The sequence below is a fragment of the Curtobacterium pusillum genome, assembly GCF_013359865.1.
Classification (GTDB): Bacteria; Actinomycetota; Actinomycetes; order Actinomycetales; family Microbacteriaceae; genus Curtobacterium; species Curtobacterium pusillum.
The window spans coordinates 98240-109735 of sequence record NZ_JABMCE010000079.1 but is presented as its reverse complement, the minus strand read 5'-3'; the positions used below and the strand labels follow the sequence as shown (position 1 = coordinate 109735).

Here is an 11496-nt window from a genome sequence, read left to right as displayed (position 1 = left end):
GGGTCTGCGCAGCCGGTCGAGCAGACGGTGCCGGTCCGGGTGACGCCGTACCCGACCGAGATCGAGGTCACTTCCGACACGAAGTTCACTCCGGGCGAGCACGCCGAACTCAGTGGTACCGCCACCCCGAACTCCGGGTTCGTCATGTACGACTCAATCTTCCCGACGGGCGCTGAGACCAACATCCGTGTCGACGATCAGGGCCGGTGGACGTGGCGAAGCGCCAAGCCCGCGGGTATGTACTCGGTCTACACAGCCACTGCCTACCTCGGGGTGCACGGCCGAACCGAGATCCGGCTCGTGGCTGCGGACTTCGCGGATGCGGTCGAGATCACGAGCGCCCCGACGTACACGCCTGGTGAGCGAGCGGTCATCAGCGGCACCGGAACCGCCGGGAAGCACTTCCTGATCGCGACCCGGAACACGGACGTCACGAATGTCGACGACTGGCAGACGATCACCATCGACTCTGAGGGCCGCTGGAGCGCTCAGACGCCGAGGCCCGAGGAACCCGGTGAGATCAACGTCCTCATCCTCGGCGCAGGTCACTTCGCAACCGGAACCACCCTCGTACCCGCGGGCGGCGCCGGTGCGCCGAGCGGTGTCGGTTCCGAGGCACGGCAGGGACAGGCCTCGCGCGGCTGAGTCGGCCCTGTCCATGCGGCGGCTCCCGCTCCCGACGAGGAGCGGGAGCCGCTCCGCGATCAAGCCGTGATTCGGAGACCCGTCGATGCCAGCTCGGCGAGCTGCCACCCGAGCCAGGGACTCCAGGCGAACGGCGCGCCGGCGACCGACTCGCGGAGCGCGTCCTCGGACACCCACGCGTACTCGGCGACCTCGTCGTCCGCGGGCGCCGGCACGTCGTCCGTGATCGCGCGGTACACCGGGCACACCTCGTTCTCGACGATGCCCGAGGCATCGACGGCGCGGTACCGGAAGTCGGGCAGGACGAGCTCGACGTCGCGGACGCCGATGCCCAGCTCGCGCGAGGCCCGACGGGCGATGGCGTCCTCGAACGACTCGTCCGGACCGGGATGCCCGCAGAACGTGTTCGTCCACACCCCCGGCCAGGTCTTCTTCGACAGCGCTCGACGGGTCACCAGGACCTCGCCGTCGGTGTTCCGCACGTGGCACGAGAAGGCCAGGTGGAGGGGCGTGTGGTCTGTGTGCACCGTGAACTTGTCCGCTGTGCCGATCGGGGTACGGTCGTCGGCCAGAAGCACCACGGTTTCCGGGAATGCGCTCATCTGCCTCGATAGGTTAGGCCAATGAGCGAGGAAGCGGCCACCGTGGCGCACATCGACCTCGCGCTCGTCGACGAGTGCCTCGAACGCTTCTTCGCCGTGTCGTCCACGCGCGCCGCGCGCTACGGCCGCCCGCCCGAGGAACTCTGGCGGGTGCTCCGCGAGGCGAGCATGGGCGGGAAGCGCTTCCGGCCGCGGATGGTCCTGACCGCGTACGCCGGGCTCGGCGGCGCCGATGCGCACGCCGCGGCGAACGTCGGCGCCGCGTACGAACTCCTGCACACGGCGCTGGTCGTGCACGACGACGTCATCGATCGCGACTGGTCCCGCCGCGGACAGCCGAACGTCGCCGGGTCCTTCCGCGACACCGGCACGACCGGCGGACTGCCGCTGCCGACCGCCGAGCACCGGGGCATGAGCGCCGCCGTCATCGCCGGGGACCTCGCGCTCGCTGCCGCCCCGCGGTTCATCGACGCGTCGGGCGTCACCGGCGACCGTCGCGCCCGACTGCTCGAACTGCTCGACGAGGCCGTGTTCGCCAGCGCCGCGGGCGAGATGACCGACGTCGACTTCGCCCTCGGGGTGATGCCGACGGTGGACGAGGTGCTCGGGATGGAGCGGGCGAAGACGAGCGTGTACTCCTTCGAGTCCCCGCTGCAGTCCGGTGCCGTGCTGGCCGGTGCGCCGGAGCCGGTGGTCGCGGCGCTCGGCGCCTTCGGCCGTGAGGTCGGCATCGCGTACCAGATCGTGGACGACCTGCTCGGGGTGTTCGGCGACGAGGCCACGACGGGCAAGTCCGTGCTCGGGGACCTGCGCGAGGGCAAGCGGACCATGCTCATCGCCCACGCGGCGACCACCGACCGCTGGCCGGACATCGCCCCGCACCTCGGGGACCCGACACTCTCCGAGGAGCGCGCGGCCGAACTCCGTGCGACCCTGGTCACCTGCGGTGCCCGAGCCGCCGCGGAGACGCGGATCGCGGAGCACGCCGCACTCGCCCGTGCCGAGCTCGCGGGACTGCCGTACGACCTCGCCGACCGCCTGGAGGGCCTCGTGACCGAACTCGTGGAGCGCGCCCGTTGACACACAGCCCCACCACGGGAGCCGCTCGGCTCCCGCTGTACGACGCGACCGCCGAAGCGGCGTCGGGTGTCGTGATCGACCGGTACTCGACGTCGTTCGGTCTCGCGAGCCGGTTGCTCGCGCGGGACACCCGTGAGCACATCCGGAACGTGTACGCCCTCGTCCGGGTCGCCGACGAGGTCGTCGACGGTCCCGCGACCGAGGCGGGGCTGGGTCGGGACCTCGCCCGGACGGTCCTGGACGAGCTCGAGGCCGACACCGAGCGTGCGATCGCCCTGGGGTTCTCGGTGAACCCGGTGGTGCACGCGTTCGCCCGCACCGCTCGGGTGACGGGCTTCGGTCCGGAGCTGACGAAGCCGTTCTTCGCGTCGATGCGGATGGACCTCGAGCGGACGGAGCACGACGACGCCTCGTTCGCGACGTACGTGTACGGCTCGGCCGAGGTCGTGGGGCTGATGTGCCTCCGCGCTTTCGTGTACCGCGCCGGACGGCCGACGTTCGACGAGTCCGTGCTCGTCGACGGCGCTCGTGCGCTGGGCTCCGCCTTCCAGAAGGTCAACTTCCTGCGCGACCTGCACGCCGACTTCGAGGTCCTCGGGCGCTCGTACTTCCCGGGCGTCGAGGTCCGCACCTTCGACGAGGCGACGAAGGACCGCCTGGTCGCCGACGTGCAGGCGGATCTCGACCGTGCCGCCCGCACCGTCCGCCTGCTGCCCGCCGAAGCCCGGAACGCCGTCGGTCTCGCGCACGCCCTGTTCCAGGAGCTCAACGACCGCATCGCGGTCACGCCGGCGCACCGCCTCATCACCACGCGTGTGCGCGTACCGAACGCTGTGAAGGCGCGGTTGGTCGCGCAGGTGCTCGCCGGACGTGCGCCGCTGCGGTCGCGCGCGACCCACCGACAGTCGGGAGGCGCGGCGTGACCCCGCCCCGCGCCTCCCGCCAGAAGGCACCCACGTCGAAGCGCAAGGTGCCCGCCCGTCGCGCCGTCGTGATCGGCGGTGGCATCAGCGGACTCGCGTCCGCCGCCCTGCTCGCGCGCGACGGGTTCTCGGTGACCGTGCTCGAGCAGCGGAAGCAGCTCGGCGGCCGTGCCGGGTCGTGGGAGCGGGACGGGTTCCGGTTCGACACCGGACCGTCGTGGTACCTCATGCCCGACGTGTTCGACCACTTCTTCCGGCTGCTGGGCACCTCCGCGGACGCCGAGCTCGACCTCGTGGAGCTCGACCCCGGGTACCGCGTCTACAGCGAGGGGCACGACGAGCCCATCGACCTGCGCGCCGACCGCGAGGCGAACATCGCGCTCTTCGAGTCGATCGAGCCGGGCGCGGGCAAGAAGATGCGGAAGTACCTCGCCTCGGCCGAGGACACCTACGACATGGCGGTCCGCCGGTTCCTCTACACGTCGTTCCAGGACCTCCGGACGCTCGCCGCGCCGGACGTCCTCCGCCGGCTGCCGAAGCTCGCGCGCCTGCTCATCGAACCGCTCTCGACGTTCGCGGAGTCCGCCGTGCGCGACCGCAGGCTGTGGCAGGTCCTCGGCTACCCGGCGGTGTTCCTCGGAACGAGTCCGTACGCGGCGCCGAGCATGTACCACCTCATGAGCCACCTCGACCTCGCGGACGGGGTGCTCTACCCGAAGGGAGGCATCACCGCGGTCATCGCCGCCGTCGAACGGGTCGCCCGTCGTGAGGGCGCGAAGATCATCGCCGGCGCGAAGGTCGAGCGGATCCTCGTCGAGGACGGTCACGTCACGGGCGTCGTCCACCGGGACCGCCGGGGCGTGCAGCACACAGCGCCCGCCGACCTCGTCGTGAGCGCCGCCGATCTCCGGCACACCGAGCTGCAGCTCCTCGACAAGGAGCACCGGACGTACCCGGCGGCGCACTGGGCGAAACGGGACCCCGGGCCGAGCGCCGTGCTCGTGTACCTCGGCGTCGACGGTCCCGTGCCCGGGCTGCTCCACCACACCCTGGTCTTCACCGAGGACTGGAAGGCGAACTTCGGCGCGATCTTCGGCGCCGACCGGCACGTCCCCGACCCGGCGTCGATCTACGTCTGCGCACCGTCGGAGACCGATCCGACCGTCGCCCCGCCGGGCGCGAGCAACCTGTTCCTCCTCGTGCCCATCCCCGCCGACCCCTCCATCGGGAAGGGCGGCATCGACGGAGCCGGCGACTACGAGGTCGAGCGGATCGCCGACCGTGCGATCGACGTCGTCGCCGAGCGGGCCGGTGTCCCGGACCTCCGCGACCGGATCCGGGTGCGCCGGACGATCGGCCCGCGGGACTTCGCCGACGACTACAACGCCTGGAACGGTTCGATGCTCGGGCCGGCGCACACCCTGAAGCAGAGCGCCTTCTTCCGCGAGAAGAACGCTTCCACGAAGGTCGACGGGCTGTACTACGCCGGGGCGTCGACGATCCCGGGCATCGGGCTGCCGATGTGCCTCATCAGTGCCGAGGTGCTCCTCAAGCGCATCCACGGCGACACGACCACCGAGCCGCTGCCGACGCCGCTGCCGACGGGGGCCACGGTCTGATGCCGGGGCTGTACCTCGCCGGTCTGGTCGTGTCGCTCGTCGGCATGACCGTGCTCGACGCGCGCTTCCACCTGTTCTTCTGGCGGGGGCCGTGGCGTGCGACAGCGGTCATGGTGGTCGGGCTGGCGTTCTTCCTGCTGTGGGACGTGCTCGGCGTCGCGCTCGGCGTCTTCTTCGTCGGGCCGCAGACGCTGCTGACGGGGGTGTTCCTCGCTCCCGACGTCCCGCTCGAGGAGCTCTTCTTCCTGCTGCTGCTCTGCTACACGACCATGAACCTGGTCGGCTTCGTGCAACCCGTCGTGGCCCGCGGCCTGCGCCGGGCGGAGCGGAGTCGACGATGAGCGGCACCTACGCCCTGCTCGCGCTGCCGTTCTTCGCGGCCGTCGCGGTGGTGGCCGTCCTCGCCGGGGTCGTGGCGGCCCGCCGTGCCCGTGCTCTGGGGCGCCGGGTGTCGGTCGGCCGGCGGCTCGCGCTCGTCACCGCACTCGTCGCCGGCGTCGTCCTCCTCCTGATGACGATCGTGTTCGACAACGTCATCGTCACGCTGCGGATCGTCGCGTACGACCCGGCGCTGATCAGCGGGGCGAAGATCGGGGCGATCCCCGTGGAGGACCTCGCGTACTCGATCGCCGCGATCGTGCTGCTGCCCAGCCTGTGGGTCCTGTTCGACCGTCCCGCCCGGCCATCCCAGGAAGAAGAGCCCTCCCGGTGAACGCGAGCACCGCCTCCAGACCGTCGACCCTGCGCGCCCTGTTCGTGTCGTCGCGCCCGATCAGCTGGGTCAACACCGCCTACCCGTTCGGTGCCGCCTACCTGCTCGGCAGCGGCGTCGGCGTCGAGGGCGGCGGTGGGTTCTCGCTCGTGGCCTTCCTCGTCGGCGTCGTGTACTTCCTCGTGCCGTACAACCTGGCGATGTACGGCATCAACGACGTCTTCGACTACGAGTCCGACCTGCGGAACCCGCGGAAGGGCGGCGTCGAGGGTGCCCTGCTCGACAAGAGCGTGCACCGCGCCACGCTCCGGGCGGTCGTCGTCACGAACGTGCCGTTCCTCATCGCGTTGGTGCTGCTGGGCAACACGTGGTCGTGGCTGGTCCTCGCGATCAGCGTGTTCGCCGTCATCGCGTACTCGGCGCCCGGGCTGCGCTTCAAGGAGAAGCCGTTCCTCGACTCGGTGACGTCGAGCACCCACTTCGTGTCCCCGGCGATCTACGGTCTCGCGCTCGCGGGTCCGCACTGGACCGGGCAGCTCGTCGCGGTGTGCGTCGCGTTCTTCCTCTGGGGCGTGGCCTCGCACGCGTTCGGCGCCGTGCAGGACGTGCTGGCCGACCGCGCGGGGGGCATCGGCTCCGTGGCGACCGTCATCGGTGCCCGGGCGACCGTCCGTCTCGCGTTCGTGGCGTACCTCGTGGCCGGGGTCGCGCTGCTGTTCTCGGCGTTCCCGGGCCCGATCGCCGCGATCGTCGTCGTCCCGTACGCCCTCAACGTGCTGCCGTGGTGGAACGTCACGGACGACGGGGCCGAAGCGGCGAACGCGGGGTGGAAGCGGTTCCTCTGGATCAACTACCTCGCGGGGTTCCTCGTCACGATGGCACTCATCGCCTTCGCCTCCACCCACTGAGCGTGCACCGGTCGGGCCGCGCGCGTCGCCGTCCGGCTGTCGGAGGGGGACTGACAGACTGGAGGCACGCGCCGCGGCAGTCGTGGCGCGGCAGCCACGAGGGAGTGCACGCATGACGGTCCGGATCATCCACGTCGGTCTCGGAGGGTGGGGCGGCAACTGGGCCCGCACCGCCATCCCGGAGGTCACCGAAGTGGAGGTGGTCGGGCTCGTCGACCCGGTCCCGGCGACCCTGCTCGCCGTGCAGGAGGATCTGGGGCTGCCGCAGTCCGCCGCGTTCGCGTCCCTCACCGAGGCGCTCGCCGCCGTCGAGGCCGACGCGGTCGTCATCACCGCCCCGGCCGTCACCCACGTGCCGCTCGCGCTCGAGGCGCTCGAGGCCGGCAAGCACGTCCTCGTCGAGAAGCCGTTCGCCAACAGCACGGACGAGGCCGTGACCGCGGTCCGCCGTGCCGAGGAGCTCGGGCTCGTCCTGCAGGTCAGCCAGAACTACCGCTGGTACCCGGCGCCCCGGGTCGTCAAGGACCTGCTCGCGAAGGACGCCGTCGGCGAGCTCTCCGCGATCGACATCGACTTCCGGCAGTGGGACAACGACCTCGCGTTCGAGGAGCACCCGCACTACCGGTTCCCGCACGCCATGATCAACGACATGGCCATCCACCACTTCGACCTCGTCCGGATGGTCACGGGTCGCGAAGCGGTGCGCGTGTACGCGAAGGCGTCGTACCCGTCGTACAGCAAGTACCAGGACGAAGCGGTCGCGTCGATGATCATCGAGCTCGAGGGCGGCCTCGTCGTGAGCTACCGCGGCAGCTGGCTGAGCCGGGGCCCGCGCACCGCCTGGGCCGGGGAGTGGAGCATCCAGGGCGAGGACGGCGAACTGTGGTTCACGAGCCGCTCGGGTGCGCCGAACGCCGTCGCGGGTGACCGGGTGACGGTCCGCCGCACGCAGGACGACGAGGCCGAGGCCGTCGAACTGCCGGCGCTGCCCCACACCGATCGGCAGGGCGGGCTGCAGGCGTTCGCGCGCTCCGTCGAGGGCGGTGCGGCTCCGGAGACGAGTGGTCGGGACAACCTGCGGAGCCTCGCGCTCATGGAGGCTGCCGGGCGTTCCGCCGTCTCGGGTCTGCCCGAGGACGTCGTCGTCCCCGTCTGACGGACCGGAGGCGCGGGTCGGGCCCGCCCCGCGCCTCCCGTCCGTCGCGTCGCGGCCCGAGACGGGCGCGACTCGTGCCGCGAAAGCGACAGTGTCCCGCCGGAGTCCGGCGGCACACTGTCGCTTTCGCGGGAGAGAACTCGCGGCGGCGCCCGCGGCGGCTACGCGGCGCCTGCGGCGCGGCGTGCCTGCGCGACCGCGGACCGGACACCGAGCGACCAGCCGGGGCCGTGGCCCGGCAGCACGTGCTTCGCCTCCGTGTCGACGAGCCGGTCGAGCGACGCGACCGCGGTGTCGACGTCCGCCGTGGCGGCGGGCGCGACGACCCGCGGCCCGATCCCACCGGTGTATGGGTCGAACGTCACGAGGGCGTCCCCGACGATGACGGCATCGCGAGCGGCGAAGTGCAGCGCCACGTGCCCGTCGGTGTGCCCGGGCGTCTCGATGATCCACGGGGACCCGGGGACGTCCGCCCGCGACTCCAGCGGCTCGGTGTCCGCGATGCCGCCGACGGTCGCGGCGCCGGCGACCAGCATCCGGCCGAGGGGCAGCAGCCCGCCAGGGTGCAGCGCGACGAAGCCGAAGCGGTTCGTCTGCGGACGGTACGAGTACGGGTGCGCGGCGAGTTCCCGGTCGCCGGGGTGGACGTACACCGGCGTGCCCCACTCCCGGTGCATCCGGGCAGCGGTCCCGACGTGGTCGAAGTGTCCGTGCGTGAGCAGGAGTCCCTCGACCCGCGCCGGGGAGTACCCGAGGTCGTGCACCGCGAGGAGCAGGTGCGGCCACGCGGCGGGGAGCCCCGCGTCGACGACGAGCAGCTGGTCGCCGGTCTCGACGAAGTAGGTGTTGGTGTGTGCGATCTCGAGGCGGTGGATCCCCTCGGCGACGTCCCGGAAGAGCATGGGGCGCAGCGTAGGCGTCCTCGGCTGGACGCAGGAACGGTCTCCTCCTGGTAGGCACGATGCATGGCCAAGGACAGTCTCCCCGAGCTCGAACTCGCGAACGTCCGCACGCGTGAGCACATGACCGACACCGTGACCGAGATCCGGCGGCGCGCGGACGTGCCGGCGCGCACACGACTCGCGATCGCGAGGGCGAGGCAGCGCTGGCACCGGGACCCGACGCCCCTGGTCGCCCTCGGCATCACCGCGGCGACCGGGATCGCCGCGATCGTGGTTGGCATCCGCATCCGGAACTCGCCGGCGGCTCGCCTCGATGCGCTCCTGACGCCGGCGCCGGTCCCCGTCTTCAAGCCGGTGAAGCCGGGCAAGGACGGGAAGACCAAGGGCGTCCCCGCGTTCGCCCGCAAGGAGGACAAGGGCAACCCGGTCCTGCAGGAGCGCAAGGCCCGCGACAAGCGGTGGGCGAAGGTCGCGAAGCAGGCGAAGAAGGCCCGCAAGCAGGCGGCCAAGCGAGCGAAGAGGATCTGACCGATGGACAGCGACGACCAGAAGCCCGCTCCCGACGACGCGCGGAAGCCGGACAGCCCGACGGACCTCCGGAAGCCGACGTTCGTCTACACCCTGAAGAAGACGCTGCGCGAGTTCTCCAGCGACCAGTGCACCGACCTCGCCGCGAGCCTGACCTACTACTCGGTCCTCGCGCTCTTCCCCGGCCTGCTGGCCGTGGTGTCGATCCTCGGGCTCGTCGGTCAGGCGGACGCGACGATCAAGACCCTGCTCGACATCATCGGGAACATCGGTTCGGAGCAGGTCGTGAAGCTCATCCGCGGGCCGGTGGAGAACCTCGTCCGGTCGCCCGCGGCGCCGGTCACGTTCATCGTCGGTATCCTCGGTGCGCTCTGGTCCGCGTCCGGGTACGTCGGTGCCTTCGGCCGGGCGATGAACCGCATCTACAACGTGCGGGAGGGCCGTCCGATCTGGAAGCTCCGTCCGACGATGCTCGGCGTCACGCTCGCGACGGTGATCCTGCTCGTCATCGGCCTGCTCGTGCTCGTGTCCGGGCCGCTCGCCCAGAGCTTCGGTGACGTGATCGGTCTCGGCGACGTCGCGGTGACCGTGCTCTCGATCGTGCAGTGGCCGATCCTGCTCGTCATCGCGATCGTCGTCGTCGCGGTCCTCTACTACTGGTCCCCGAACGTCAAGCAGCCGAAGTTCACCTGGGTCAGCGGCGGGTCGATCCTGGCGCTCCTCATCTGGATCATCGCGAGCGTCGGGTTCGGGTTCTACGTCGGCAACTTCTCGAACTACAACGCCACGTACGGGTCGCTCGGCGGGGTCATCGTCTTCCTGCTGTGGATCTGGATCACGAACAACGCGCTGCTGTTCGGCGCCGAGTTCGACGCCGAGATCGAACGTGGCCGTGAGCTGCAGGCGGGGATCCGGGCCGAGGAGGACATCCAGCTCCCCGAGCGTGACACGCGTCAGATCGACAAGCAGGACGAGAAGCGCGCGAAGGACGTGATGGAGGGCATCCGGATCCGTCAGGACGCCGACCGCGACTGACGGCCCGCTGGGGGCGGATTCCCGGGCGGCGCGGCTACGGTTCGCGCGTGCCGTCCTTCCTCGAGGGCCTCCCGTTCCGGTGGCTCGTCCTCGCGCTCTTCGTCGTGGTGTTCTGCCGCGCCCAGGGGACGTACTGGCTGGCGCGCGGTGCGGTCGCGGGTGCGTCCCGGTCGCGGTGGGGGCGCTGGCTCGAGTCGGCGGCGGTCCGGCGGGGTTCGGCGTTGCTCGCCCGCTGGGGGCTGCCGGTCGTCACGGTGAGCTTCCTGACGGTGGGGATGCAGACGATCGTGAACGCGGCCGCCGGTGTCGCGCGGGTGCCGTGGTGGCGGTACACGGTCGCGATGGTGCCGGGGTGCGTCGCGTGGGCGTTCGTGTCCGCGACCGTCGGGATCGCCCTGTTCTGGGCGGTCGTCGCCGCGTTCGCCGGCTCGCCGTGGGGTGTCGTCGCCCTGGGTGCGTCGGTCGCCGTCGGCGTCGTCGTGTGGTGGGTGCGGCGTCGACGCCGTCCCGCTCCGGACTCGTCGGTCTGAGCGGCCTGGAGGCGCGGTGCCGGTCCGCCGCGTCCGTCACGTCGCGCGCGTGCGGACGAAGCCCGTCGCAGCGGCGACGGTCGAACGACACGTGCTGCAGCGGCCGAGGTGCTCGCCGACCCGAGCGCGAGGCGCCCGCGCATCGCGGTGGCGCAGGTACCGGGCGAGGTTCGCGCGCGCCCAACGGTGCTCGCCCTCCGCCGTGGGGTGCCGCGCCCGGTGCTCGCGGATCCACGCCTGGTGCAGGCCGTCACGAGCGCGGTGGGCCAGTGCGCTGAAGCTGCCCGTGCTCATCCCGAGGCCCGGCGCGACCGCCTGCGGTTTGTGACCCTCGACGTCGGCCAGCAGCAGGACGGCACGCCACCGCTCCGAGAGGGAGTCGAACGCGACCGCCCCGAGCCACAGCTCGTCGTGGTGGAACCCCGTCCACGCTTCGCGGTCGGCATCGGAGAGGATGCTCGAGACCTCGTCGAGCGGGACGTCGGGACGCGGCCGTCGCCAGAGGTCCAGGGTCCGGTAAGCGGTCGCGACGATGAGGCCCTGCGCGCTGGCGGGGACGGCGTCGGCCCGCATGAGGTGGTGCGACCGGACGAAGACCTCGCTCTCGACGTCGTCCCGGTGACGTGCCTCGGCTCCCAGCGTGAGCTCGCGGACGACCGGACCGTACCGTCGCCACAGCTCGGTGAAACCCGTTCCGTCGCCGGACCGGACGACGTCGACGAGCACCTGATCGGTCGCGCAGCGGAGCTCCTGCACCCTTGTTCCTCCTCGGGAGATCGGCTCACGGCGGCGTGAGCGACCCGAGATTACTGAGGACCGAGCGTCCGTTGGAATCGCACCTGTTTGGATATGCCGT

14 protein-coding genes are annotated in these 11496 nt (G+C 71.4%); 11 read left to right on the top strand and 3 right to left on the bottom strand.

Annotated elements, in window-relative coordinates; genetic code table 11:
• A partial coding sequence (locus HP507_RS11025) for a hypothetical protein (protein ID WP_175351831.1) occupies nucleotides 1-645 on the top strand: 645 nt, incomplete at its 5' end.
• A 59-nt stretch (nucleotides 646-704) separates the two neighbouring features.
• Here the strand turns inward: HP507_RS11025 and idi are convergent.
• Nucleotides 705-1247 carry an isopentenyl-diphosphate Delta-isomerase gene (gene idi / locus HP507_RS11020; RefSeq protein WP_175351830.1) on the bottom strand — a complete coding sequence of 181 codons (543 nt, stop codon included), beginning with the start codon at nucleotides 1245-1247 and terminating at the stop codon, nucleotides 705-707.
• 21 nt (nucleotides 1248-1268) lie between these two features.
• Between idi and HP507_RS11015 the strand changes: the two genes are divergently transcribed.
• The 7 genes from HP507_RS11015 (at nucleotide 1269) to HP507_RS10985 (ending at nucleotide 7645) form a co-directional block, all read left to right on the top strand.
• Nucleotides 1269-2327 (top strand): polyprenyl synthetase family protein, encoded by a 1059-nt coding sequence (locus HP507_RS11015; protein ID WP_175351829.1) that lies wholly within the window; start codon nucleotides 1269-1271, stop codon nucleotides 2325-2327.
• Nucleotides 2324-3250, top strand: a complete 927-nt coding sequence (locus HP507_RS11010; RefSeq protein ID WP_175351828.1) for a phytoene/squalene synthase family protein — start codon at nucleotides 2324-2326, stop codon at nucleotides 3248-3250. The genes HP507_RS11015 and HP507_RS11010 overlap by 4 nt, the downstream gene beginning before the upstream one ends.
• Complete coding sequence (gene crtI / locus HP507_RS11005) at nucleotides 3247-4869, top strand: phytoene desaturase family protein (protein ID WP_271207302.1); 1623 nt, start codon at nucleotides 3247-3249, stop codon at nucleotides 4867-4869. The genes HP507_RS11010 and crtI overlap by 4 nt, the downstream gene beginning before the upstream one ends.
• Entirely contained in the window at nucleotides 4869-5210 is a 342-nt protein-coding gene (locus HP507_RS11000) for a lycopene cyclase domain-containing protein (protein WP_175351827.1), read from the top strand. Before crtI ends, HP507_RS11000 begins: the two co-directional genes overlap by 1 nt.
• Nucleotides 5207-5581, top strand: a complete 375-nt coding sequence (locus HP507_RS10995) for a lycopene cyclase domain-containing protein (protein ID WP_175351826.1) — start codon at nucleotides 5207-5209, stop codon at nucleotides 5579-5581. The genes HP507_RS11000 and HP507_RS10995 overlap by 4 nt, the downstream gene beginning before the upstream one ends.
• On the top strand, nucleotides 5578-6489 hold the full coding sequence (locus HP507_RS10990) for a prenyltransferase (protein WP_175351825.1): 912 nt from the start codon (nucleotides 5578-5580) through the stop codon (nucleotides 6487-6489). The genes HP507_RS10995 and HP507_RS10990 overlap by 4 nt, the downstream gene beginning before the upstream one ends.
• A 112-nt stretch (nucleotides 6490-6601) precedes the next feature.
• Nucleotides 6602-7645, top strand: a complete 1044-nt coding sequence (locus tag HP507_RS10985) for a Gfo/Idh/MocA family protein (protein WP_175351824.1) — start codon at nucleotides 6602-6604, stop codon at nucleotides 7643-7645.
• Nucleotides 7646-7806: 161 nt separating this feature from the next.
• Here HP507_RS10985 and HP507_RS10980 read toward each other — a convergent pair whose 3' ends face one another.
• Entirely contained in the window at nucleotides 7807-8547 is a 741-nt protein-coding gene (locus tag HP507_RS10980) for an MBL fold metallo-hydrolase (RefSeq protein ID WP_175351823.1), read from the bottom strand.
• 63 nt (nucleotides 8548-8610) lie between these two features.
• On the opposite strand from HP507_RS10980, the gene HP507_RS10975 reads away from it, so the two are divergent.
• From HP507_RS10975 to HP507_RS10965, 3 genes are read left to right on the top strand one after another with little or no spacing between them, the layout of a single operon-like run.
• A complete protein-coding gene (locus HP507_RS10975) occupies nucleotides 8611-9075 on the top strand; it encodes a hypothetical protein (protein WP_175351822.1) in 465 nt (154 codons plus the stop codon).
• A gap of 3 nt (nucleotides 9076-9078) precedes the next feature.
• Nucleotides 9079-10110, top strand: a complete 1032-nt coding sequence (locus HP507_RS10970; RefSeq protein WP_175351821.1) for a YihY/virulence factor BrkB family protein — start codon at nucleotides 9079-9081, stop codon at nucleotides 10108-10110.
• A 47-nt stretch (nucleotides 10111-10157) separates the two neighbouring features.
• On the top strand, nucleotides 10158-10640 hold the full coding sequence (locus HP507_RS10965) for a DedA family protein (protein ID WP_175351820.1): 483 nt from the start codon (nucleotides 10158-10160) through the stop codon (nucleotides 10638-10640).
• A 36-nt stretch (nucleotides 10641-10676) separates the two neighbouring features.
• On the opposite strand, the gene HP507_RS10960 is transcribed toward HP507_RS10965, so the two are convergent.
• On the bottom strand, nucleotides 10677-11396 hold the full coding sequence (locus HP507_RS10960) for an RNA polymerase sigma factor (RefSeq protein ID WP_175351819.1): 720 nt from the start codon (nucleotides 11394-11396) through the stop codon (nucleotides 10677-10679).
• Nucleotides 11397-11496 lie beyond the last annotated feature (100 nt).

Excerpts from the sequence above, each read along its gene's own strand:
- idi (WP_175351830.1), bottom strand. The coding sequence starts at position 1,247 with ATGAGCGCATTCCCGGAAACCGTGGTGCTTCTGGCCGACGACCGTACC.
- HP507_RS11015 (WP_175351829.1), top strand. The coding sequence starts at position 1,269 with ATGAGCGAGGAAGCGGCCACCGTGGCGCACATCGACCTCGCGCTCGTC.
- HP507_RS11000 (WP_175351827.1), top strand. The coding sequence starts at position 4,869 with ATGCCGGGGCTGTACCTCGCCGGTCTGGTCGTGTCGCTCGTCGGCATG.
- HP507_RS10995 (WP_175351826.1), top strand. The coding sequence starts at position 5,207 with ATGAGCGGCACCTACGCCCTGCTCGCGCTGCCGTTCTTCGCGGCCGTC.
- HP507_RS10985 (WP_175351824.1), top strand. The coding sequence starts at position 6,602 with ATGACGGTCCGGATCATCCACGTCGGTCTCGGAGGGTGGGGCGGCAAC.
- HP507_RS10980 (WP_175351823.1), bottom strand. The coding sequence starts at position 8,547 with ATGCTCTTCCGGGACGTCGCCGAGGGGATCCACCGCCTCGAGATCGCA.
- HP507_RS10975 (WP_175351822.1), top strand. The coding sequence starts at position 8,611 with ATGGCCAAGGACAGTCTCCCCGAGCTCGAACTCGCGAACGTCCGCACG.
- HP507_RS10970 (WP_175351821.1), top strand. The coding sequence starts at position 9,079 with ATGGACAGCGACGACCAGAAGCCCGCTCCCGACGACGCGCGGAAGCCG.